This window comes from Symbiobacterium ostreiconchae, from assembly GCF_055396975.1.
This window is the reverse complement of record NZ_AP042454.1, coordinates 1,947,894-1,971,185: the sequence shown is the minus strand read 5'-3', so window position 1 is coordinate 1,971,185 and position 23,292 is coordinate 1,947,894. Positions and strand designations below refer to the sequence as shown.

The 23,292-nt window shown below is 70.9% G+C and carries 19 protein-coding genes; 6 read left to right on the top strand and 13 right to left on the bottom strand.

Annotated elements, in window-relative coordinates:
- Nucleotides 1-3: 3 nt before the first annotated feature.
- The 6 genes from ACZ5UM_RS09535 to ACZ5UM_RS09510 form a co-directional block, all read right to left on the bottom strand.
- Nucleotides 4-576 (bottom strand): RnfABCDGE type electron transport complex subunit G, encoded by a 573-nt coding sequence (locus tag ACZ5UM_RS09535; protein WP_464843756.1) that lies wholly within the window; start codon nucleotides 574-576, stop codon nucleotides 4-6.
- Entirely contained in the window at nucleotides 569-1,546 is a 978-nt protein-coding gene (locus tag ACZ5UM_RS09530; RefSeq protein ID WP_464843755.1) for an RnfABCDGE type electron transport complex subunit D, read from the bottom strand. The genes ACZ5UM_RS09535 and ACZ5UM_RS09530 overlap by 8 nt, the downstream gene beginning before the upstream one ends.
- A gap of 3 nt (nucleotides 1,547-1,549) precedes the next feature.
- Complete coding sequence (gene rsxC, locus ACZ5UM_RS09525; protein ID WP_464843754.1) at nucleotides 1,550-2,887, bottom strand: electron transport complex subunit RsxC; 1,338 nt, start codon at nucleotides 2,885-2,887, stop codon at nucleotides 1,550-1,552.
- A 65-nt stretch (nucleotides 2,888-2,952) separates the two neighbouring features.
- The gene (locus tag ACZ5UM_RS09520) at nucleotides 2,953-3,393 is read right to left on the bottom strand and encodes a SoxR reducing system RseC family protein (RefSeq protein WP_464843753.1); all 441 of its coding nucleotides are present in this window, start codon (nucleotides 3,391-3,393) and stop codon (nucleotides 2,953-2,955) included.
- 390 nt (nucleotides 3,394-3,783) lie between these two features.
- Nucleotides 3,784-4,356, bottom strand: a complete 573-nt coding sequence (locus ACZ5UM_RS09515; RefSeq protein WP_464843752.1) for an NUDIX hydrolase — start codon at nucleotides 4,354-4,356, stop codon at nucleotides 3,784-3,786.
- Nucleotides 4,357-4,543: 187 nt separating this feature from the next.
- Nucleotides 4,544-5,284, bottom strand: coding sequence for a metallophosphoesterase family protein (locus tag ACZ5UM_RS09510; RefSeq protein WP_464843751.1), 741 nt, complete (start codon nucleotides 5,282-5,284; stop codon nucleotides 4,544-4,546).
- A 146-nt stretch (nucleotides 5,285-5,430) separates the two neighbouring features.
- Between ACZ5UM_RS09510 and ACZ5UM_RS09505 the strand changes: the two genes are divergently transcribed.
- On the top strand, nucleotides 5,431-6,849 hold the full coding sequence (locus tag ACZ5UM_RS09505; protein WP_464843750.1) for an MFS transporter: 1,419 nt from the start codon (nucleotides 5,431-5,433) through the stop codon (nucleotides 6,847-6,849).
- A 36-nt stretch (nucleotides 6,850-6,885) separates the two neighbouring features.
- On the opposite strand, the gene ACZ5UM_RS09500 is transcribed toward ACZ5UM_RS09505, so the two are convergent.
- From ACZ5UM_RS09500 to ACZ5UM_RS09490, 3 genes are read right to left on the bottom strand one after another with little or no spacing between them, the layout of a single operon-like run.
- Nucleotides 6,886-7,518 carry a hypothetical protein gene (locus ACZ5UM_RS09500; protein WP_148205484.1) on the bottom strand — a complete coding sequence of 211 codons (633 nt, stop codon included), beginning with the start codon at nucleotides 7,516-7,518 and terminating at the stop codon, nucleotides 6,886-6,888.
- The gene (locus ACZ5UM_RS09495; RefSeq protein WP_464843749.1) at nucleotides 7,515-8,255 is read right to left on the bottom strand and encodes an ABC transporter ATP-binding protein; all 741 of its coding nucleotides are present in this window, start codon (nucleotides 8,253-8,255) and stop codon (nucleotides 7,515-7,517) included. Before ACZ5UM_RS09495 ends, ACZ5UM_RS09500 begins: the two co-directional genes overlap by 4 nt.
- The gene (locus tag ACZ5UM_RS09490; protein ID WP_464843748.1) at nucleotides 8,256-9,950 is read right to left on the bottom strand and encodes a hypothetical protein; all 1,695 of its coding nucleotides are present in this window, start codon (nucleotides 9,948-9,950) and stop codon (nucleotides 8,256-8,258) included.
- Nucleotides 9,951-10,784: 834 nt separating this feature from the next.
- Here ACZ5UM_RS09490 and ACZ5UM_RS09485 point away from each other — a divergent pair.
- Together ACZ5UM_RS09485 and ACZ5UM_RS09480 are read left to right on the top strand one after the other, a co-directional pair.
- Nucleotides 10,785-15,338: a DEAD/DEAH box helicase gene (locus tag ACZ5UM_RS09485; RefSeq protein WP_464843747.1), complete on the top strand. Its 4,554-nt coding sequence runs from the start codon at nucleotides 10,785-10,787 to the stop codon at nucleotides 15,336-15,338.
- A gap of 96 nt (nucleotides 15,339-15,434) precedes the next feature.
- The gene (locus ACZ5UM_RS09480; protein ID WP_464843745.1) at nucleotides 15,435-16,283 is read left to right on the top strand and encodes a class I SAM-dependent methyltransferase; all 849 of its coding nucleotides are present in this window, start codon (nucleotides 15,435-15,437) and stop codon (nucleotides 16,281-16,283) included.
- A 91-nt stretch (nucleotides 16,284-16,374) separates the two neighbouring features.
- Here the strand turns inward: ACZ5UM_RS09480 and ytxJ are convergent, their stop codons facing one another.
- Together ytxJ and ACZ5UM_RS09470 are read right to left on the bottom strand one after the other, a co-directional pair.
- Nucleotides 16,375-16,737, bottom strand: coding sequence for a bacillithiol system redox-active protein YtxJ (ytxJ, locus tag ACZ5UM_RS09475; protein ID WP_464843743.1), 363 nt, complete (start codon nucleotides 16,735-16,737; stop codon nucleotides 16,375-16,377).
- Between the two features lie 41 nt (nucleotides 16,738-16,778).
- Complete coding sequence (locus ACZ5UM_RS09470; protein WP_464843741.1) at nucleotides 16,779-18,134, bottom strand: CapA family protein; 1,356 nt, start codon at nucleotides 18,132-18,134, stop codon at nucleotides 16,779-16,781.
- Nucleotides 18,135-18,503: 369 nt separating this feature from the next.
- Here ACZ5UM_RS09470 and ACZ5UM_RS09465 point away from each other — a divergent pair, with 369 nt between their 5' ends.
- Entirely contained in the window at nucleotides 18,504-18,866 is a 363-nt protein-coding gene (locus tag ACZ5UM_RS09465) for a LysM peptidoglycan-binding domain-containing protein (protein ID WP_464843740.1), read from the top strand.
- 35 nt (nucleotides 18,867-18,901) lie between these two features.
- Here ACZ5UM_RS09465 and acs read toward each other — a convergent pair whose 3' ends face one another.
- Complete coding sequence (gene acs, locus ACZ5UM_RS09460; RefSeq protein ID WP_464843739.1) at nucleotides 18,902-20,866, bottom strand: acetate--CoA ligase; 1,965 nt, start codon at nucleotides 20,864-20,866, stop codon at nucleotides 18,902-18,904.
- A 187-nt stretch (nucleotides 20,867-21,053) separates the two neighbouring features.
- Nucleotides 21,054-21,752: a hypothetical protein gene (locus tag ACZ5UM_RS09455; protein WP_464843737.1), complete on the bottom strand. Its 699-nt coding sequence runs from the start codon at nucleotides 21,750-21,752 to the stop codon at nucleotides 21,054-21,056.
- Nucleotides 21,753-21,869: 117 nt separating this feature from the next.
- On the opposite strand from ACZ5UM_RS09455, the gene ACZ5UM_RS09450 reads away from it, so the two are divergent.
- Both ACZ5UM_RS09450 and ACZ5UM_RS09445 read left to right on the top strand, forming a co-directional pair.
- A complete protein-coding gene (locus ACZ5UM_RS09450) occupies nucleotides 21,870-22,283 on the top strand; it encodes an acyl-CoA thioesterase (protein ID WP_464843735.1) in 414 nt (137 codons plus the stop codon).
- Entirely contained in the window at nucleotides 22,280-23,227 is a 948-nt protein-coding gene (locus ACZ5UM_RS09445; RefSeq protein WP_464843733.1) for a M23 family metallopeptidase, read from the top strand. The genes ACZ5UM_RS09450 and ACZ5UM_RS09445 overlap by 4 nt, the downstream gene beginning before the upstream one ends.
- Nucleotides 23,228-23,292: the final 65 nt, after the last annotated feature.

Sequence of the window (23,292 nt, the reverse complement as noted above, 5' to 3'; positions counted from 1 at the left end):
CCTTCACCTCCCGGTCTGAATCTGGCCGGCGGCGTCGAGCGCCGCGTTGACGCCGTCGAGCACCGCCTGGGACGAGATGGTGGCGCCGGTGATGGCCTGGATCTCATTCCCGGCGGGGGGCTGGTTCTTCACGAGCCCGATCCCCGGGCTGAGGCCCAGGAACTGCTGCAGGAACGCGGGCTCGGCCGCCTTGCTGCCCAGGCCCGGCGTCTCGCCGGTCGCGCTCAGGATCTTCAGCTGGTGCACCGTGCCGCCGGACTCGACGCCGACCAGCATCACGATCGGCCCGCCGTACCCGCCGGGCGCCGCCTGCACGACGACGCCCACAGGCTGCCCGGAGGCGTCAAATCCCCGCCAGGCCGCCTGCACCGCCTTGCCCGCGTCGTCCAGTTCCGCGGCCGGCACCGCCGCGAACGAGGCCGCTTGCGGCAGCACCTGGGACAGGCCCTCCTGCAGGGCCCGGGCCTCCATCTCGGCGATGATGGGCGCGGTCACGCCGTTCACTCCGGCCAGGGCCGCCCCGGCAACGGCGGTGACCACGAGCAGCGTCAGGATCATGCGCAGAGCCTCACGCACGACCTTTCACCCCCCCGAAGGGCGCCGGAACGATGAAGCGGTCGATCAGCGGCGTCACGACGTTCATGAGCAGGATGGCAAACAGCACGCCCTCCGGATAGCCGCCGTAGAGGCGGATGAGAGCGGTGATCAGGCCGCACCCGACCGCGAAGATCCAGCGGCCCTTCGGCGTGATGGGCCCGGTCACGTAGTCGGTGGCCATGAAGAACGCACCCAGAATGGCGCCGCCCGCCAGCAGGTGGTACAGCGGGTCACCCGTGAAGAGTCCGCCCTGCCCGCCCAGCATCCAGGAGAGGGCGGCCAGGGTGCCCAGGAAGCCGGCTGGGATGCGCCAGTCAATCACCCGCCTGGCCAGCAGGTAAGCCGCCCCGATGAGCAGGAGCAGCGCCGACGTCTCGCCGAGCGATCCGCCCACTGTACCCAGGAAGAGGTCACGGTAGGAAGGCAGGGGACCCGCCAGCACCTCCGGGGCGAAGGGATTGGGCAGCACCGCCAGCGGCGTGGCCGTGGTGACGGCGTCGAAGGGGCTGGTCCAGGTGGTCATCGCCGCCGGGAAGGCCGCCAGCAGGAAGGCCCGGGCCGCCAGGGCCGGATTGACGAAGTTGTGGCCGAGGCCGCCGAAGGCCACCTTGACCACGGCGATGGCGAAGGCGGCGCCTACCACCGGCAGCCAGGGGGGCGAAGCGGGCGGCAAGGTCAGCGCCAGCAGCAGACCCGTCACCAGCGCCGAGCCATCCCCCAGGGTGGAGGGCTTGCCCATCAGCCGCATGCAGCCCCACTCGGTCAGCGCGGCGGCGCCCATGCTGAGTGCGATGACCAGCGCGGCTCGCCAGCCGAAGAACCAGATCGCACCGAGGGCGGCCGGCGCCAGAGAGATGAGGACGTCCCGCATGATGTGGCTGGTGGAGACGCCGGCCCAGAGGTGCGGACTTGACGCGACCAGCAGTTCGCCGGTTTCGGTCTTGCTCATACGCTATCCCCTCCCTGCACGGGCGCGGCGCCCGAGTTCGGATTTGGCCAGCCGGATGGAATGCACCAGCGGACGGCGGGCCGGACAGACGTAGCTGCAGCTGCCGCACTCCATGCACGCCCGCACGTGGTACCGTTCCGCCGCCGCCCAGTCCGACGCCAGGGCAGCGCTGCAGAGCTGGGCGGGCAGCAGGCCCATGGGACAGGCCTCCACGCAGCGCCCGCAGCGGATGCACGGGCCCGCAGGGGTTTCATCCAGGTCCTCCGGGCCCAGCAGGATGACCGAGCCCGTGGTCTTGGTGACCGGGACGTCCAGATCCGGCTGGGCGATGCCCATCATCGGGCCGCCGGCGATGACCCGCGCCAGCGTACCCGTCAGGCCGCCGGCGGCCTGCACCAGGTCGACGAAGGACGTGCCCAGCGGCACCCGCCAGTTGCCCGGGCTGGCCACCCGGCCGCTGACGGTGACGATGCGGTGGGTGAGCGGGCGGCCCTCAGCCAGGGCGACGGCCGCAGCGGCGGCGGTGGCGACGTTCTGCACCACCACGCCCACATCCAGCGGGATGCCGCCCACCGGCACGGCCCGGCGCAGCAGGGCCCAGACCAGCATCTTCTCGGCGCCCTGGGGGTACCGGACCGGCAGGACCTCCACCGAGATGGCGGGATCGCCCGCGACGAGCTGCGCGAGCTTCGCGGCGGCGTCGGGCTTGTTGGCCTCGATGCCGATAATGCCGCGTCTGGCACCGCTGGCCCGCATGAAGAGCCGCAGCCCCAGCACGACCTGCTCCGGATGCTCCAGCATGAGCCGGTGGTCCGAAGTGATGGCCGGCTCGCACTCCGCGCCGTTGAGAATGACGACGTCGGGCGGCGCCTCCGGCTTCGGGGTCAGCTTGACGGCGGCCGGGAAGCCGGCGCCGCCCATGCCGACCAGCCCCGCCTGCCGCACGCGGTCACGGATAAAGGCCGGGTCCAGCGACTCGGGGTCGAGGTCCCAGCCCAGCCCCTCGGGGAGACCCTCCCAGGGCTGGTCCTCGGGCGCCGCCTGGATGACCACGGCCGGCTCCACCCGCCCGGCGGGCGTAAGCCGCGGCTCCACCGCCACCACCGTGCCGCTGACGCTGGCGTGCACCGGCGCCGACACCGGGGCCTCTGCGTCGCCGACGGGCTGTCCCAGGGCCACCTGGTCGCCCTTTTTCACCAACGGCTGACAGGGCGCCCCGATATGCTGCCGCAGGGGGATGACGACCCGCTCCGGCCGCGGCAGCGGCTGCGTGGCGCAGGCCGCCGTGGTCTTGCGGGCATCGGGATGCACGCCCCCGCGAAAGCGGGCCCACAAATTCATGCGTTACGCCTCCCTCTTCGAGATGGGTTTCGGTGATGCGAACAGACGATGAACCTTCCTCGGTCTCAGGAGGGATCGCCGATCGGTTCCTGTATCGAGTGCGGACACCCCGCGCCGGCACCGCCGACGCTGACGATGCGGGCGCGCCGGCCGCGCTCCAGCACGGCTACGGCCCCGTAGGCCAGCGCGCCCCCGGCCAGGGCCGCGCCCAGGGCCGGCAAGGGCGCACCGCCGAACGCCGCGTTGCCAGCAAAGAGCCCTGCCATGAAGCCCGCCAGCGGCAGCAGGTACGCCAGCGCCACCGCACGGGCCGGAGACGGCAGGGCCACGTCCACCAGAACCGTTTGCCCCGGCTGCAGCGGAGACGGCGCTTCCGCCAGCAGGTACCTTCCGCTGCCGCCGAACCGGGCCGAGCAGTCGTGGGTGCAGGCAGAACAGGCGCTCAAGGCGATCTGCACCTGTGCAATCCCGTCTCGCCACCGCACCACGGTTCCCTGCAGCTCCACGGAGAACCACCTCGCCTCTGTCAGGCCGTTCCAGGGACCTGCAGAATACTTATTGCCCTTATATTTTCAACCTCGGAGGTAACGCGGGTCAACGCGACCTCTCCCCCATCCTGCAGTAGGCACAAGGGCCGCGCGGCACCGCCGGCAGACGGTTCGAAAGTGCTATAGACAAAAAGAAAGGCGCCACTCCGGTGGACGCCCAAGGAGGAGAATGGCCAGGTATATCCGTTTGGCGCGGGTCGAGCACAAGGATGGCGCCCAGCCTGCGCGCCTCAGCCGGTCAGTGAGTGCGGGAGTGCCGTTCACCGCGCGCGTCTCAGCCGGTCGGTGAGTGCGGGAATGCCGTTCACCCTGCGCGTCTCAGCCGGTCGGTGAATGCGGGAGTGCCGCTCAGCCCGCACGCTTCAGCCGCTCGGCGACCGCCCGGTGCAGGGCGGCGCGATAGGTGAAGAGGCCCCGGGGCGTGGCCAGCATCGCCTGTGCGATGGGACCGCAGAGCGCATCCAGCGATCCCCAGGCCACGGCCGAGATCTCCCCGGGGTCCCGGGTCGCCGGCTCCCCGTCTGCCTCGGCCAGCACCACGTGGGTGGTCCAGGGCTGCTCGCGGTCCCCGTCCGTGAAGGTGACGTGCACGCGCAGGAGGTACCGGGTGACGCGCACGTACAGGCCGGTCTCCTCCAGGGCCTCGCGCGCCGCGCCGGCGGCCAGTTCCTCTCCGGGCGCCACGCCGCCGCCCGGGGCGCGCCAGATGCCCGGCGGGTAGTTGTGCTTCCGAATGAGCGCGATCTTTCCGGCCGGGTTGAAGATGAAGAGCGTCACGTCGTGCAGGCGAGTCTGGCCTCGGGTAGAGGAGACCACCATGTCCATTTCGGCGGGCGTGATGGGGAACCGCCAGGTCAGAACGTCCGGCCTGCCCAGCGCCGCCTCCGCCCGGATCAGGACCTCACCGGTCAGGTGAGTCATGGTTCCATCGCCACCTTCCACTGGATTGCGCCCCGCGCAGGGTCCGGCGCCCTGACCCTGTCGTCGACCTGAAACCGTCGCCGCTCTGAGCCCGTCGCCGCCCTGAACCCGACGGCGCTCTGAGCCCGCCGGCGCCCTGAGCCCGTCGCCGCCTTGAACCCGACGGCGCTCTGAGCCCGCCGGCGACCTAGAGATCCGCCGGCCAGGTGCCCGAGCGCAGGGCCTCGCCGTACCGGTCGGGATCCGCGTAGAAGTCCCGCTCCCGGGCAGCCGCGACCGCGGCGTCCACGTCGTAGGGCACCCGCCGCAGCTCGAACCGGGACCGGGCGGTGTCCAGCACGGCGTAGGAGGCCCGGCCGTCGCCGTCCAGCGAGAAGCCGACGGCGCCGGGGTTGGCCAGCCAGCGCCCCTCAAACCGGAAGGCGTAGGGCTGGTGGACGTGGCCGGCGATGATCCAGTCGGCCCGCTCGCCCTGCAGCAGCGGCCGGATCTCCTCGGCGCCCATGGTGGGGACGATGCCGTTCATCGCGTCCTGCGGGGACGCGTGGACGAAGAGCACCGTCTGGCCATCGGCCTCCAGCCGGTGGGAGAAGGGCAGCCCGGCCAGGTAGTCCAGGTCCTCGTCGGTGAGCCGCGCCAGCGGCCAGGCGAGGCTGGGCGGAAGCGCCTCCGGGAGCGCGAAGCCATCCGGAAGCGGCCGCTTCGGCGTCCGGCCCGCGGCCATCACCAGGAACAGGTCCGTATTGCCGTGGATGCAGGGGATGCCCAGCTCGCGGATGCGCCGGACGCACTCGGCAGGCTGCGGCCCCTTGAAGGCCAGGTCGCCCAGGCAGACCATGGCGTCCGCCGACTCCGGCCCGATATCCGCCAGCACCGCCTCGAGCGCCGCCAGGTTCCCGTGAATGTCGGAGATGATGGCGATGCGCACAGCGACACCTCGCTTTCAGACACTTATTCCAATGGTAAGGCTCCTGTCCCGGGCGGGCAAGCCAGAAATCGCCTGGGGCAGGCGGGAATTCGGCCCGAACAGGGCGAACAGGATGAAACCGAGAAACCGACATGGGGAGGGCGAACGTGACGACACGGGAACGGGCCGCCGCCCCGTCCGGACAGGACCGGGCCGCTGCCGGCGAAGGTTACAAGTGGATGGTGCTCATCGTGGCCGGCACCAGTGCGTTCATGAGCGCGCTGGACGGCAGCATCATCAACATCATCATCCCGCAGATCCAGGCCCAGTACCAGGCCACCATGGGCGACGTGAGCTGGGTCTCCACCGTCTACCTAGTGACCATCTCGTCCCTCCTGCTCTCCGTCGGCCGGCTGGGCGACATGTGGGGCTACAAGCGGGTCTTCGGGTCGGGGTTCATCGTGTTCGGCCTGGGTTCGCTGCTCTGCGGCCTCGCCCCCACGCTGCCGGCACTGATCGCCGGCCGGCTGGTGCAGGGGGCCGGCGCGGCGATCATGATGGCGCTCTCGCCGGCCCTGGTCACCACCACCTTCCCCGGCCGGGAGCGGGGCCGGGCGCTGGGGCTCCAGGCGACCCTCACCTACACCGGCCTCACGCTGGGCCCCAGCCTGGGCGGGTTCATCTCGGGCCGGTGGGGCTGGCACTGGGTCTTCCTGATCAACCTGCCCGTCGCGGCGATCGGGGCGACGCTGGCCTTCACCCGGCTGAGGCCAACGGAGCGCCGGCCCGGCCAGCGCTTTGACCTGGTTGGCGCGCTGCTCTTCGCCTCGGGGCTGGCCTCGGTCCTGCTCGCGCTGAGCCAGGCCGAGACCTGGGGCTGGGGCGACCTGCGCACCCGGCTGCTCCTCGCCGGCGGCGCCCTGCTGCTCCTGCTCTTCCTCTGGCAGGAGCGGCGCGCCGCCCAGCCGATGCTTCCGCTGTGGATGTTCCGGGTGCCGGCCTTCACCGGCGGGGTCGCCGCGGCGCTCCTGCAGTTCTCCGCCACGTTTGTCCTCACGTTCCTGCTGCCCTTCTACCTGCAGCAGTTCCGCGGGCTCAGCCCCAGCGCCGCGGGGGCCGTGATGACGGCGCAGCCCGCCGCCATGGTGGCCGTGGCCGGGCTGGCCGGCTGGCTCTCCGACCGGATCGGCACCCGCATCCCCGCCACGGCGGGCATGGCCGCCATCGCCTGCGGGCTCTGGCTGGTGTCCCGGGCCGGCGCCGCGACCCCGGTCACGCAGGTGGCGCTCTGCCTGGCCCTGATCGGCCTGGGCGCCGGCTTCTTCAACCCGCCCAACAACAGCTCCATCATGAGCGCTGCGCCCTGGGACCGGCAGGGGGTGGCGGCCGCCCTGCTGGCCGCGGCCCGCAACGTGGGCATGGTCACGGGCATCACCATCGCCAGCACCCTGTTCGCCCACCTGAGCCAGCGCATGGACTTCCTCGCCGCCTTCCGCACCACACTGGCGGTCCCGGTGGGCCTGGCGGTGACCGGCGCCCTGCTCTCGCTGGTGCGGCCGACGGTGGCGAAGGATGCCGACAAATAGCCGGCGGTCTGGCGACCGCCGGCCGTTGACGCTTACTTAATGATGGTGACCTTTCATGTTCTGGCGCGCCCAGTCCAGGGCCAGGAGCAGGCCCAGGAGGAGCTGTGCACCCTTGCGCAGCCAGATCTCCTCGGGAAACAGCCCGGTCTGCACGAGCTGCAGCATCGCCCAGGAGAACGGGCTGAAGTAGAGCAGCGGGTCCGCCAACCGGATGGCGAGGTAGGAGATGCCCCACCACACCAGGGCGACGCTCAGGCCGGCCCGCAGGCTGATCCGCCGCGACAGCGACAGGACCACGCCCATGAGCAGTGCGGCGGGTCCCAGCGCCAGGAGCAGGTCCGGCGAAGGCGCCGGCACCGCCACGAGGAGGAGCAGCCACAGGACCACCCAGGCGAGCCGGTACACCCAGACGAAGTGGCCCGCACGGGAGCCGGCCAGCACCACCTCGCCCATGCCGTGCTGGTCCAGGCTGAGGAGCACGACGGCGATGGCGGGCCCGACCAGCGGCAGCAGGAGCTCCAGCGCGGCGGCGTTTTCGGGGCTCGTCGCATCAAACCCGGCGAAGCGCAGGAGCAGCACCGCCAGGGGCACCAGCCAGGCGAGGCCGCGCCGGCCGTGGAAGAGCACGCGGGCCTCCCGCAGGAAGTTCAGGCTCATTTCTACCCTCATGGCCTCGCCCCCACCACCTGGAGCGCCGGGTCGCGCAGCAGGCGCAGGTAGGCGTCCTGCAGCCGCTGCGCCCCGGTCCTGGCCAGCAAGTCCGGGGCGGGACCGGCGAAGAGGATACGCCCCTCGTGCAGCACCACGGCCGTGTCGGCCAGTTGGGAGACCTCCGCCAGCAGGTGGGTGGAGATGAGCACCTGCGCACCCCGCTCGGCAAGGCCCCGCACCAGGGTCTGGAAGCGGTCCTGCTCCTCGGGGTCCAGGCCGGCCGTCGGCTCGTCCATCAGGAGGACCTGGGGGTCGCTCAGGAGGGCCTGCGCCAGGGCCAGGCGCCGGAGCGTGCCGCCGGAATAGGCCCCCGCCGCCTGGTCGGCCACCCGGCTCAGCCCCGTCTGCACCAGGCACCGGTCGATTCTCTCGGCCTCCACCACGTCCCGCAGGGCCCCGAGGTACTGGAGCACCTGCCGCCCGGTCAGGTCGCCCGGGGGCCGGAAGTGCTGGGGGACGTAGCCGATCCGGGTGCGGGCGTACGCCGGCTCGCGGACGATGTCCCGGCCGTGCAGCAGGATCTGCCCCCGGGTCGGCCGGAGCAGGGTCACCAGCAGGCGCATCAGCGAGGTCTTGCCGGCGCCGTTGGGGCCCAGGAGGCCGATCACGCGGCCTTCCAGCTTCAGGTCGAGCCCGCTGAAAATTCGCTTGCGCCCCAGCGTGAGTGAAACGTCTCGGAGCTCATAGGTCAGCATCTACTCCGCCTCCCTCGGGTGCTGCAGTTTCGCCAGCCGTCCGGCGATGTAGCGCTCGTGGCCCTGCTCCTCGCCCGCCTCCCAGTGGCGCAGGACCAGGCAGGCGTCGAGGGCGCTGAACTGATGGGGCTGGTGAAACGCCGGGTTCCACCGGTGCAGCATGCTGAACAGCACTTCGTGCTGGCGCTCTTCTGCCGCCGCCACGGTCGGCCCGTCAAACTGGTACTGTTCTGCCGCCAAAGCGGGAGCTGAGACGACGCCGTCACCGGGCAGGGCAGAAAGATCGCGGGGCGAAAGATCGATGGGCCGGAACCGATCCCCCCAGGCAAGGCGCCCGAGTTCGTCGTCAGGGATGTCCCACGCCAGTGCGCCCTCGCAGGCGCCCGCGGAGGAGGTCGTCCCGGTGGCCATGTAGTGCTCCAGGAAGGCCAGCAGCGGCCGGATCTCCCTTTCCTGCCCGCCGGAGAGGAGCCAGAGCGCCAGGTAGATCCGCGCCGGCCGGTTGACCGGCAGGGGCTCGGTGAGCTTCACAGCAATCGACAGCCGGTCCGCGACGCGGAACTGGCGCAGCAGGTCCTCGTCGACGATCAGGTTGGACCCGTCAACGAAAGTTTCGACCGGGTACGAAAGGAGGTTGAAGTCGGGAAGCACCCAAACATCTGCGATGCCCGTTTCCCAGGGGGCCTGCTCAATCCACGACCGGACGGTGCGGTAGACGGGCAGGAGTTCGTCCGGCACCGGCTTCCCGGCCGGCCGGTACAGGACCCCGGTCCCGGTCGCCAGCGCTTCCATGCCTGCTTTCGCCGGGACCGGGGCGGACGCGGACCTGTGGGTGACCGGATAGCGCGTTTGGATCGCACCTGTGAATGCCACTTCTGCGGGTACGGGATCGGCAACGGCCAGGTAGAGCGGCAGGCCCCCCCAGCAGAGCAGGGTGAAGGCGGCCGTGCCGGCGCGAAACGTGCAGCGATGCACTCGCTGCACCGATGCGGCCAAGCCGAGGAGCCCCAGGAAGCCCAGGAGGAAAGCACCCACCCAGCCTGCGGCGCTCACGAAGCCGACCCCCCAGGGATTCATCGGACTCACAATGGCCGCGTCGGTCAGCACCAGGAACCGGGCCATTTCCGAGACCTTTTCGGGGAGCCGGGGGGCGAACGCCACAATCCAGGTGAGCAGGGGGAGGGCGAAGGCGCCCCACGGGCTCCGGGTCGCCGCGATCCCCGCGGTGGCCAGCCCGGTCCAGACCAGCATGGTGGCGGCACTTCGGGCCAGGTAGGCCACCGCATAGGGCCAGCCGGACCAGGTGAAGGGCTGCCCGATCTGATGGACCAGGCCCACCCCGCACACACCGAGGCCGATCGCCACCACCGCTGCCAGGGCGCCGCCCAGCGCCCGCGCCGCCAGGGGGCCCAACTCGTGGTCGGTGCGCAGTTCGACGACCTCATCCAGCGCCTGATCCAGACGAGCCAAACGCCAGAGCATCAGCGACGCGACGAGCGGCCCCAGCAGGGTGCTGAGGCCGTAGACGTGCCGGCCGAACTCCCCGACCGACAACCACCCGGCCGAGGAGCCCGGGTTCAGGTCGAGTCCGACGGCAGCAAAGGCGAGGAACGCACTCATGAGGAAGTCGGGGCTCCGCAGGGAATGGGCGGTGTAGCCTTGCAACAGGCGGGTGAAAGTGCGAACGGACATCATGGGTTGCAGAGCACTCCCCTTCTCAGGCACATGAAATCCCTTCCTCATGGGAAGGGGGACACGAGAGCCAACATCGGCGACCCCTCGTTTCCCCTTCGGCACAACGATTACCGCAGGTAAGCATGCTGCAAATTGCAGGTATACCGGTAAAGGAGCAGGTCCTTGAACTCATTCCTGCAGGGGCTGCAGCGGCTCTTGGAGTGGAAATGGGGGACACGAGAACCAAGGCAAACCGCGCCTCGCATCCCCTGTCGGAACATGGGTTATCGCGGACAAAGTTTGCTAGGGATCGCATGCACAGCTCATGTAGAGCTCGTCCCGGAACTCATTCCTTGTCTCGCAAATCCCCGAAATGGAATCGCAGCAGACTCTTGACCTCCGATATCGATCGTAATAATGTCCCTTTTGTGGTTCAAATAGGCAAGCGAATGGGGCACTCTTGCAGTAAGTGTTCGTGTACTGCCAAGGCGACCAATCACCGCAAACCCAGCTCTGCGGAGTAACACCGTAATCGGTCATCCCGTCAGACTCGGTTGCTGTAGCCGGACCACCCAGCCCTGCGACCAGCAACAGCGACAGGAACCCGGCCATCAGAGCCCTTCTCATCGACACACCGTTCAACTTCCCCAAACTGTAGCGTTCATGGTGAGTCTAAATAATCCCGTTTCAGGAGGAGCAGAACCTGCTCCAGATCCTCCCTGGGCGTTGATGCAAGATGGATTGTGCACATGTAAATCTACATTGTATTCTGATTGCAGTCAACAGTGCTAAGGCCGTAGCCGGAAAATCATCTCACAGCGAAATGACCGACAGATCGGATGGGAGGTGCGCCGTATGCCCCTCGAGACCTTCCACCCGGCGGTGCGGGCCTGGTTCGAGGAGCGGTTCGGCCGGCCCAGCCCGCCCCAGGCGCAGGGATGGCCCGCCATCGCCCGGGGCGAGAACGTGCTCATCCTCGCCCCCACCGGCTCAGGCAAGACGCTGGCCGCCTTCCTGAAGTGCCTGGACATCCTGTACCAGCAGGGCGTCCGGCGGGAGCCCGGGGTCCAGGTGCTCTACATCTCGCCGCTGAAGGCGCTGAACAACGACATCTACCGCAACCTCGAAATCCCGCTCGCCGGCATCGAGGCCAAAGCGCGGGAGCTGGGCCTGCCGCTCCCCCACCTCACGCACGCCGTCCGCACCGGCGACACGCCCCAGCAGGAGCGGAAGGAGATGCGGCGCAACCCGCCCGACATCCTCATCACCACCCCCGAGTCGCTCTACCTGCTGCTCACCTCCCGCTCCCGCGACATCCTGCGCACGGTCCGCTACGTGATCGTCGACGAGATCCACGCCCTGTGCGGCAGCAAGCGCGGGGCGCACCTCTCCCTCTCCCTGGAGCGGCTGGAAGCCCTGCTGCCCAGGCCGCCGGTGCGCATCGGCCTCTCGGCCACGGTGCGGCCGCTGGCGGAAGCGGCCCGCTACCTGGGCGGGACCGACCGTCCCGTGACCATCGTGGACGCCGGTGCGCCCCGGGCCCTGGACCTCCGGGTGGAGGTGCCGGTGGACGACATGCGGACCCTGCCCGAGAACTCCCTCTGGCCCGCGATCCACCGGCGGATCCTGGACCTGGTGGCGGCCCACCGGGCCACCATCGTCTTCGTGAACAGCCGGGGGCTGGCCGAGCGGCTCGCCGGCCAGCTGAACGCGCTGGCGGGCCGGGAGGTCGCCCGGGTCCACCACGGGTCCATGAGCCGGGAGGCCCGGGAGCAGGTGGAGGCGGAGCTGAAGGCGGGGCGGCTGCCGTGCCTGGTGGCCACCTCCTCGCTGGAGCTGGGGCTGGACGTGGGCGCCGTGGACCTGGTGATTCAGGTCGAGTCGCCCGGCACCGTGAGCCGGGGACTGCAGCGGGTGGGCCGCGCCGGCCACGCCCTGGGGGCAGTCGCCAAGGGAAGGCTCCTGCCCAAATACCGGGGCGATCTGCTGGAGACGGCCGGCATCGTGCGGGAGATGCGCAGGGGCGAGATCGAGGAGACCCGCGTCCCCACCGGCGCCCTGGACGTGCTGGCCCAGCAGATCGTCGCCATGGCGGCGATGGACGAGTGGCGGGTGGACGACCTGCTCGCCCTCGTCCGCCGCGCCTGGGGCTACCGGGACCTGACCGGGCAGCAGCTGCACGGGGTGCTGGAGATGCTGGCCGGCCGCTACCCGTCCGAGGAGTTCCGGGAGCTCAGGCCCCGCATCGTCTGGGACCGGGAGGCCGGGATCATCCGGGGGCGGGAAGGCGCCCGCGCCCTGGCGGTGCTCTCGGGCGGCACGATTCCCGACCGGGGATACTACGCGGTCCACCTGGAAGGAAGCGGCGTGAAGCTGGGCGAGCTGGACGAGGAGTTCGTGTACGAGTCCCGGATGGGCGACGTCTTCCTGCTGGGCAGCGGCACCTGGCAGATCCGGGCGATCGAGCACGACCGGGTGGTGGCCGCGCCCGCGCCCGGCCGGATGCCCCGCATGCCCTTCTGGAGAGGCGACGGCTTCGGCCGGCCCTTCGAGCTGGGGCGGAGGCTGGGCGCCTTCACCGGCGAGGTGGCCGCCCGGCTGGAGGACCCGGGCGTGTACCAGTGGCTGCAGGAAGCGTGCTGCCTGGACGAGCGGGCGGCCCGGAACCTGGTGCAGTACCTGCGGGACCAGATCGCCCACACGGGGCTGGTGCCCACCGACCGGCGGCTGGTGCTGGAAAGTTTCCCCGATGAGCTGGGCGACCAGCGGCTGGCGCTCCTCTCCCCCTTCGGCGGTCGGGTCAACACCGCCTGGGGAATGGCGCTGCGCGCCCGCATCCGGCAGGTGCTGCAGCTGGAGGCGGAGGTGACCGCCAGCGACGACGTCATCCACATCCGGCTGCCCGGGGCCGACCGGCCGCTGGACCCGGCGGACCTGGTGCGCCTCGACCCGGACGAGGCGGCGGAGCTTCTCCTGCAGGAGGTGGGCTCGACGCCGCTTTTCGGCGCGCACTTCCGCATGAACGCGGGGCGGGCCCTGGTGCTGCCCCGCCCCCGCCCGGGCAAGCGCCGCCCCTTCTGGCTCCAGCGGCTGAAGGCGGCCGATCTCCTGCAGGTGGCCCGGCGCTACCCCGACTTCCCCCTGGTGCTGGAGACCTACCGGGAGGTGCTCCGCGACGTGCTGGACCTGGAGGGGCTGCGCCAGGTGCTGACCGACCTGGCGAGCGGGGCGATCGAGCTGGCGGTCGTGGAGACCGACTCCCCCTCCCCCATGGCCAGCCAGATCCTGCTGCAGTTCGTGGCCGAGTACATGTACGAAGGCGAGGCCCCGAAGGCCGAGCGGCACGGGGCCCTGCTGGCCCTGAACCGGGAGTTGCTGGACGAGCTCCTCGGAACCGGCGCTCTGCGGGAGCTGCTGGACCCCGGGGCCATCGCCGCGGTCGCCGCCCGGCTCCGGGGACGGGCCGAGGGCTGGCGCCCCCGGAACCCCGACGAGGTGGAAGACCTGCTCCGCCGGGCGGGCGACATGACCGAGGCGGAGCTGGCAGCCGCCGGGGTTCCTGCCGAGTGGCTCGCCCGGCTGGAGGCGGAGCGGCGGGCCGTGCGCCTGCCCGCCGCAGGCGGCGCTGCCGGCGACTCCGGCGCGGGCGGCGCTGGCTCCGGTGAGGGCACCGCGGGCCCCCGGGAGGACACTGCGGGCTCCGGGGAGGGCGCTACGGACCCGGGGGCGGGCGCCGCGGGCAGCCGGGAGGACGCCGCGGGCTCCGGGGCAGACGCCGGGACGTTCGGCGGGAACCGCTGGGTCCACGCGGACGACGCCCCCCTCTACCGGCACCCCGGGGCCGACGTGGCAGCGGTCGTCCGGCGGTACGCCCGGACACACGGCCCCTTCGGGCCCGAGGCGGTGGCCCGGCGGTACGGCCTGTCCGTCCCGGCCGTCGCCGCGGCCGCGGAGGCGCTGGTGCGCGCCGGCGCGCTGGCGGCCGGCGAGTTCACCCGGGGCGCCGAGGGCCGGGAGTACTGCGACCGTGAGGTGCTGCGGCAGATCCGCCGGCAGACCCTCGCCATCCTGCGCACCCAGGCGGAGCCGGTGGACGGCGCCGCCTACGCCCGGTTCCTGCTGCACCGGCACGGACTGGCTCCCCTGGACCGTTCCGGCGGGGGCGGGCCGCCCTGGGGCGTCTCGCCTGAGGGAGTGCCGCCCGGGGGCGTCTCGCCCGGAGGAGTGTCGCCCGGGGGCGTCTCGCCCGGAGGAGTGTCGGCCGGGTACGCGCCGGACGGACCGGCGCCGGACCGGCTGCTGCGTGCGCTCCGCCGCCTCCAGGGCATCCCGCTGCCGGCCGGGCTGTGGGAACGGGAGATCCTTCCCCGCCGGGTGCCCGGTTACCAGCCGCTGTGGCTGGACCAGCTCCTGGCCGCGGGGGAGCTGCACTGGGCGGGCGCGCCCGGCGGACGCGTCGCCTTCTATCTGCCCGATGAGGTGCCGCTGTTTGCGGACCGGCTGACGGCCTCCCCTCCCGAGCCGCTCACCCCCGCCCAGGCGCGGGTGCTGGCGGCCTGCCAGTCCGCCGGCGCGGCGTTCCTGGGACACATCGCACGGCTGGCCGGCCTGACGCCGGCCGAAACGCTGGAGGCGCTGTGGGCGCTGGTCTGGATGGGCGTCGTGACCAACGACACCTTCGCCCCGGTGCGGGAGGTGCTTCGGCCCGGCCGGGCTGCCCGGCGCCCCGGGCGGCCTGCGCCCCGGCTGCGGGGCGGCACGGGCCGCTGGTGGCCCACCGCCGCCCTGGCGGAAACCGGCACCGCAGACCCGGCGGAGATCTACGCCCGGCTGCTGCTGGACCGGTACGGCGTCGTGGCGCGGGAGACCGTGGCCGCCGACGAGGGCCCGCTTTCCTGGGGCGAGGTGCTGCCGTGCCTGCGGCGCATGGAGTGGCGCGGCGAGGTCCGGCAGGGCTACTTCGTCGCCGGCCTGACCGGGGTGCAGTTCGCCCGGGCCGATGCCGTGGAGCAGCTCCGCCGGGCGAGAGACCTGACCGGCGCCCCGCCGCTGCTCCTGAACGCTGCCGACCCGGCCAACCCCTACGGAACCGTCCTCCCCTGGCCGGAGGGGGAGCGGCTCGCACGCCTGGCCGCCAACTACCTGGTGATGGTGGACGGACGGCCCGTCCTGGGCGTGGAGCGCTACGGCCGGCGGCTGGTCCCGCTGGCCCCGGTCCCGGAGGAGCAGCTCGGACCGGTGCTGGCGGTCCTGCCCGGGCTCCTGAAGGCGCCCGCGGCCGCCCGGCCGGTGCGGCGGATCGAAGTGCACCAGTGGGCCGACATGCCGGTCCAGCAGAGCCCCGCGGCCGGCCCGCTGCGCGCCCTGGGCTTCGAGCCCTCGCCGCGGGGGCTCGTCTACTACGGATAGCTGCGGATGCAGCCGCACAGGCAGGCAGAGGGGACGGCCGCGGGGAATCCTGAAACCCGCGGACCCCAGCCGCCCGAGCGGCACCGATGAGGAGTGGTGAACAAGTTGCGACTGGCCACCAGGCTTCTGCTCTCCCTGAACAGGCTCTTCCCCCCGCCCGTGCACCCGTTCAACCTGGCCAACCAGGGCACGATGCGCTACGCCGACTGGCAGTTTGAGCGGGGGCATCTCACCCTGGCGCACTACCGGCCCTTCCTCTCCCCGGAGGAGATCATGCGGGACAAGACCGTGCTGGACATCGGCTCGGGCGCGGGCGGAAAGACCCTCTACTACGCCACCCTGGGCGTGAAGAAGATCTACGGCGTGGACGTGGTGCCCCACTACGAGCACGAGGCCCGGGCGATGGCCGAGGAGAAGAACCTCTCCGACAGGGCCGAGTTCCTCACCGCCGACGCCACCGCCCTGCCCTTCCCGGACGATTACTTCGACGTGATCATCGCCAACGACGTCATGGAGCACGTGGCCCAGCCCGAGGCGGTCCTGCGGGAGGCTTACCGCGTGCTGAAGCCCGGCGGCCGGTTCTTCACCAACTTCCCGCCGTACTACCACCCCTACGGCGCCCACCTGTCCGACGTCATCGGCATCCCCTGGGTCCACGCCTTCTTCAGCGAGCCGGTGCTGATTGAGGCCTACCGGGAGCTGGTAAAGAACCTGCCGGACGCCGAGATGCGGCTCCGGCTGCGGCTGGGCGACCCCGAGACGAACCGCACCCGGATCACGTACATCAACCGCATGACCATCAAGCGGTTCCGGCAGATCGTGGAGGCGTCGCCCTTCAAGATCGCCCACTGGCGGCTGGTCCCGCTGCGCAGCTTCCTGCGCCCCCTGGCCGCGGTGGCGCCGGAGTTCTTCATGAAGGCCGTGGTCTGCATCCTGGAGAAATAGGTCGCGGGCCGGGCGCGGCGCTGCACAGGAAAGGCTCCAGGCCCTCCCCCGGCGGGAGGGCCTGGAGCCTGCCGCGCATCACCTGCCGTGCTCACACCTCCGGCGCGGCGTGCCGGGCGAGCGCCGCCTTCAGCCGCGCCGCCGTGATGCCGTAATGGGAGTCGTACCACACCGCCCGGCCGTCCTTGATCAGCAGGGCCTGGGGCGACTGGTGCGGCACCCCCACCCGGCCCGCCAGCGCGAGCGACACGGGCCGCTCCTGGATCACCCGCACCCAGAAGTGCGCCGCGCGGCCGGCCTCAGGGCTGGCAAGAAAGGCCTGCCACTCCCGGTGGGCCGCAGCCGAGATGGGGCACCGGGTGGAGTGCTTGAACACCAGCACGGGCTGCTTCCGCGACGCCTCCAGCACCGCCTCCACATCCGCCCGCGTCAGCATCTGTCTCGCCTCGGCCAAGCGTCCACCTCCTCATGTATCCTCCGGCACTCTCCCCCAGTCTATGACGTGCCGGCGGCCGCGGCCTGTGCGGCGGGGTGCTGACGGGGCTGGTCGACGGACCAGAGGGAGACCTCGGGGCTGCCGACGGCCTGCCGGGTGGTGTCGGCCCAGACCTCCTGCAGCCGCTGGACGTCGGCCGGGGTGAGGTACGGGTCGCGGCCCGCCTCGTAATCCCGCAGGGCCTGCTCCACCGCCACCACCCGGTACCGCTGCTGACCGTCAGCCCGATAAGGGTGCACCCAGGTGGGCACGAACGAGACCTGCTCGATGCGGGTCACGCCGTCCGCCTTGGCCACGTCGATGAGCAGCATCAGCCCGGCCTCCCGGTACAGCCCCTCCTGGTTGGAGATGAAGTTGCCCAGGCTGTAGATCACGGCCCGGGGGAGGTCACGGCCGAACTCGTCCCGCACCTGGCGCACCTCGATGGGCTGGATGACGTGCGGATGGCTGCCCAGCACGACGTCTGCGCCGGCCTGCAGCGCCACGTCCACGTAGTAGCGCTGGTCGTCGTTGGGCTCACGGGCGTACTCCTCGCCGAAGTGCAGCGCGACGACCACCAGGTCCACGTCCTCCCGGGCCCGGGCCCGGCGGATGTCGGCCGGCATCCGCTCATCGTCCACCAGGTTGACCGACCAGGGCTCGGGCAGCGGGATCCAGTTGGTCGTCGCGGTGTAGGCCAGCACCGCCACCCGGATGCCCGGCGCGGCCTCCACGACCAGGATCTCCTCCCGCTCCTCGGGCGTGCGGGCCGTGCCCGTGTGCGGCATCCCGTACCGCTCCAGGGCCTCGTGGGTCTTCTCGATGCCGAACGTCAGGTAGTCCAGCGAGTGGTTGTTGGCGTGGGTCAGCACGTCGAATCCGACCCGCTTCAGATCCCGGGCCAGCTCCGGCGGCGTGTTGAAGCTGGGGTAGCCGGCCCAGGGGTAGTCGGGGCCGGTAAGCGTCGTCTCCAGGTTGGCGATGGCCAGGTCCGCGGCCTCGATCCACGGGCGGACCGGCTCGAACAGGGGCGTGAAATCCCAATCGCCGTCCGGCAGCGCCGACGCGTAAACCAGGGGCAGGTGCATGAGCAGGTCGCCCACCGCCAGCAGGCGGGCGGTCTGCCGCTGCCCCGCCGCCGGGCCGGGCGGCTCATCCGCGTCCGCCCCGGGGGCCGGATTCGGGCCAGGCGCCCCCGCCTCCGCCCCGGGTGCCGGGTTCGGGCCGGCCCCCGCCTCCGGGCCGGGGGCCGGCCCCGCACCGCCGGCGGGCGGCGCGCCGGGTTCCCCCCGGTCTCCCCCACCGGCACAGCCGGCCAGGATCAGGAGCAGGAGAAGCAGCGCACACCAGGCAGCCCGGCGGCGTTTCCAGGTCAACCGGATCCCCTCCTCGGAATCACTTCAGTCTTAGGACGATGGACGGGCCCCGTTGCGTTCCAGGAAGAGGCAGGAGCCTGGCTCCCCGGTGGGTGGCTCCCCGGCGGGATCCAGGCTCCTCTGCGCGGCGCGGCTCACTCCCGTTTCGGCCAGGCCTCCTGGCATTCGCCCAGGAGCGACAGGATCTCCTGTGACAGCACGATGACCCGGTGTGCTCTCGGCCACGGAGCTCCGGATGGTCTCCAGGACCGCCTGCCCCTTCGAGGCCAGCTCGATGTTCTCGCTGATCTGCCGGGCCAGCCGGCCCGGGAACGCGGAGAGCCGCTCCGGGCGACAGAACATAGGCTGGAGAGAAGATCCTCATGCGAGGTGAGCACCGTGCCTCAGTGCCCGCCAGGATCCTTCCCGTACGCCGTGCAGCCGGGCGACAACTTCTGGACCCTGGCCTGGCGGTTCGGCACGACCCCGCAGGCCATCGCCCGGGCCAACCCGGGGGTCAACTCCTGGGCCCTGCGGATCGGCCAGCCCCTCTGCATCCCGGGCAGGTCGCCCTGGGTCGCGCCGCCGCGCCGCTGCCCCCAGGGATGGGAGACCTACCGCATTCAGCCCGGCGACACCCTGGGCCAGATCGCCTGGCAACGGCAGACCACCGTCGCCAACCTGCTGCGCGTGAACCCGGTCGACCCGCAGAACCTGCGCATCGGGCAGGTCATCTGCGTGCCGGCGCGGTAAGCAAGATGGGGAGGGGCTTCCCCCTCCCCTTCAGCTTAGCCGGCCTCCTGCGCCTCGTACTGCTGGCGGAGCTGCGCGACGACGTTCGGGTCGGCGAGCGTGGTGGTGTCGCCCAGGGCCCGTCCCTCGGCGATGTCCCGGAGCAGCCGCCGCATGATCTTGCCGGAACGGGTCTTGGGCAGGTCCGCGGCGAAGTAGATCTCCTCGGGCCTGGCCAGGGCCCCGATCTTGCTCACCACGTGCTGCTTCAGTTCGTCGGCCAGGTCGGGCGTGCCGCGCCGGCCCTCCTTCAGCGTGACGAAGGCGGTGATGGCCTGGCCCTTCACGGCGTGCGTCCTGCCGATGACGGCCGCCTCGGCCACCAGGGGGTGATCCACCAGGGCCGACTCGACCTCCATGGTGCCGATGCGGTGGCCCGAGACGTTGATGACGTCATCCACCCGGCCGATGATCCAGAAGTAGCCGTCCTCGTCCCACTTGGCGCCGTCGCCGGTGAAGTACACCGCCTCGCCGAACCGGGCGAAGTAAGTGGAGACGTACCGCTGGGGATCGCCCCAGAGCGTGCGCAGCATCGAGGGCCAGGGCGACTTGATCACCAGGTAGCCGCCCGTGCCGGGGGGAACCTCCTTCCCCTCCTCGTTGACCACGGCCATCTCGATGCCGGGGAACGGCCGCGTGATGGAACCGGGCTTGGTGGCCACCACGCCGGGCAGCGGCGTCGCCATGATGGCGCCCGTCTCCGTCTGCCACCAGGTGTCCACGATGGGGCAGCGTTCGCCGCCGATGTGCCTGTGGTACCACACCCACGCCTCGGGGTTGATGGGCTCGCCCACGGTGCCCAGCAGCCGCAGCGACGAGAGGTCGTACTTTTCGGGCCATCCCTCGCCCCAGCGCATGAAGGAGCGGATGGCGGTGGGCGCCGTGTAGAAGATGTTCACGCGGTACTTCTGGACGATCTCCCAGAACCGGCCGCGGTCCGGATAATCGGGCGCCCCCTCGTACATCAGGGTGGTCGCGCCGTTGGCCAGCGGGCCGTAGATCACGTAGGAGTGGCCGGTGATCCAGCCGATGTCGGCGGTGCACCAGTACACGTCCTCGTCCTTAAGGTCAAACACGTACCGGGCGGTGGCCGCGACCTGGGTGAGGTAGCCGCCCGTGGTGTGCAGCACGCCCTTGGGCTTCCCCGTGGAACCGGAGGTGTAAAGGATGAACAGCGGGTCCTCCGCGTCCATCTCTTCCACGGGGCAGGTCACCGGGGCGTTGCGCATGAGCGTGTGGTACCAGTGATCGCGCCCGGGGTGCCAGCCATGCTCCACCAGCGACTCGTGGCCGATGCGCTTGACCACGATCACCTTCTCCACGCTGGGGCAGTCCACGACCGCCTCGTTGACGATTTGCTTCATGCGGATGATGTTGCCCCGGCGCCAGCCGCCGTCCGCGGTGACGACGACCTTCGAACGGCTGTCGTTGATGCGGTCGCGCAGAGCCTCGGCCGAGAAGCCGCCGAACACCACCGAGTGGATGGCCCCGATGCGCGTGCAGGCCAGCATGGCCACCGCCGCCTCGGGGATCATCGGCAGGTAGATGGTCACCCGGTCGCCCCTGCCGACGCCCATCTGCCGGAGCACGTTGGCGAAGCGGCAGACCTCCCGGTGCAGGTCCAGGTAGGTGAGCACCCGCTCGTCGCCGGGCTCGCCTTCCCAGATGATGGCCGCCTTGGTGCGCGTCGGGCCGGCCAGGTGCCGGTCCAGGCAGTTGTAGGCGACGTTCAGCTTGCCCCCCACGAACCACTGCGCGAACGGCGGGTTCCACTCCAGCACCTTGTCCCACCGCCGGAACCAGTGCAGCCGCTCCGCCTGGGCCGCCCAGAACCCCTCCCGGTCCCGGGCGGCCTGCTCGTACAGGCTCTCGTCCGCCACGTTGGCCCGGGCCGCGAAGTCAGGCGGCGGCGGGAAACGCCGGTCCTCGCTCAGAAGCGCCGCAAACTGCTTTCCATCCATCAGCCGAACCCTCCCCCAAAGATCCGGTAACGCCTGCCATAGTTCGTCGGACTATATTCACTTTCCTCTAAGTTCATGCAATCACGAGCCCGGACAGGCACACCGGGGGGGCAGGGCGGGAAACGACAGGGCCTGCACCCCCCGGTGCGGGCGGGTGCAGGCCCTGTCAGACGGCGGCGGGCCGCCGTCACTGCGTCAGCAGGTTCACGATTTCGACGGGCGAGGCGTCCTTGGGGATCTCGAAGGTGCCGGCCTGCAGCCGGGTCTCGACCCCCAGCTCGGCCACGACCGAGAGAAACTCCTCCTCCGACCCGACCAGCCCGGCATCCTTCAGCAGCGCGGCGATGTCCTGCGAGCTGGAACCCATGTCCACCGTGACGGTCACGATGGCCGGCTCCGCAGGCTCCGGCCCCGGCTCAGAGCCGGAAGGCGGCTCCTCCCCGATCCCCGGCTCAGACGCGGGATCCGGGTCCGCGGGCGGCAGCGCCGGCTCCGCTGACGGATCCCCGGCCGCCCCGCCGGGATCCGGCTGGCCCGGTTCCTGGACCACCCCGGTGCCCTGCCCCGGCTCAGGTTCCGCAGAAGGCGCCGGACGGGCGACAAGGGGCAGGAGCAGCGCGGCCACCAGCAGGCCGCCGCCGAAGCCGACCAGCAGGCCCCGCTGGAAGCGCCGGTCGCCGCCCGGAAGGAACCAGGGCCGGTGATCGGGAATCTTGATCAACTCGTCATCGTACTGCACCGGGCTGGTCAGAATATCCCATGCCTCCTGGACGGTGGCCTCCCGGGGAATGCGCTCGGCCTTCTCCGGGCGCCGGCGCGTCGCCGGTCCGCCCCATACGCCGAGGACGATGAGCAGCAAGCCTGCAGCCAACAGGAACCAGATCACAGGAACGACCCCCTGTCGCGTCAGTCCTTGACCCTTTTTCGTTGTACTGGTTCAGAGCAGGATCTGTCAACCGCGGGATGGAATTGGGGGGAGAACAAACAGAGGGAGGGTCATCGGTTGGAGGGCTTCCGTTTCGTCATGGAGCAGCAGGTCGTGTTCCGCGACATTGACATGCTGGGGCACGTCAACAACGCCGTGTACGCCACCTACTTCGAAACCGCTCGGGTCGAGTACTTCCACCAACTCGCCGAGGCGCTGTCCGAACAGTTCTCCTTCATCCTCGCAGAGCTGACGATCACGTACCGGTCGCCCGCCTTCCTCCGGGAGCGGCTGCTGATCGGCACCCGGGTGAGCGAAATCCGGAACTCCAGCATGGTCATCGAAGGTCAGATCATAGAGAAGAACAGCGGGCGCCTGGTGGCCACCAGCCGTGCGGTGCTGGTGCACTTCGACTACGGCCAGCAGCGCCCCGTCCCCATTCCACAGCATCTGCGGGCGCAGATCGCCCGCTTCGAAGGGAAGGACCTATGAGCAGGATCCGATGTGCGACGCGCCTGGCACTGGCCGCGCTGCTGGTGACCGGCTGCGCCGCCGCCCCTCCGGACACCGGGGAGATTTCGACGGCGCCCCGGCCCGTCCCTGCGGAAACGGTGCAAGTCCCAGCTTCTCCCCCCGTGGTGGAGCTGCATCCCGTGCAGGTCCTGCAGGGGGACTTCGCCGTGCTGCGGGTGGACCAGCCCCTGCCCGGCGATCCCACCCTCCACGTGGAAGGCCTCGACGAGCAGCCGAAGCTGTTCCTGCTGGACCGGCAGCCCACCGCCTTCATCGGCATCCCCGCCGCGGCCCGGGTGGGCACCTATCCGGTGCGCCTCACCTGGGACGGGGGGCAGTGGGAGGGCGCCCTGGAAGTGGTGAAGAAGGATTTCACGGTCGACCGGCTGGAGGTGACCGAGGAGCAGGAGCAGATCTACTACGATCCCCGGCAGGCCGAGCAGTGGGAGAAGCTGTACCGGCTGCGGTCCGTCAGCGAGCCGGAGCCGCTCTGGCGCGACGTCTTCCAGCCCCCGCTGGAGGGCGAACTGCGGGTGACCACCTACTTCGGCGAGATCCGCATTGTCAACGGCGTCGAGACCGGCCGGCACAGCGGCATGGACTTCGGCGCGCCGACCGGTACGCCCATCTACGCCCCGGCCCGGGGCAAGGTGGTGCTGGCCGAGGAGTTCATCGTCTCCGGCCGGACCATCGTCATCGACCACGGGCTCAATCTCTTCACCGCCTACTACCACTGCGACGAGCTGCACGTCCGGCCCGGCGACTGGGTGGAGGCCGGGCAGATGATCGGCACGGTGGGCTCCACCGGCTTCTCCACCGGGCCGCACCTGCACTGGACGGCCACCGTGGGCAACACGCCCGTGGACCCGTGGCCGCTCACCCAGGGCGGCGCCGCCGGTCTGTTCACCCGCAGGGGGGACTGACCCGCTGGCTTGAAGTGTCGGGCGCGCAGGTGGTACCATTGGGGCAGCGCCTGTAGGGCGAAGGG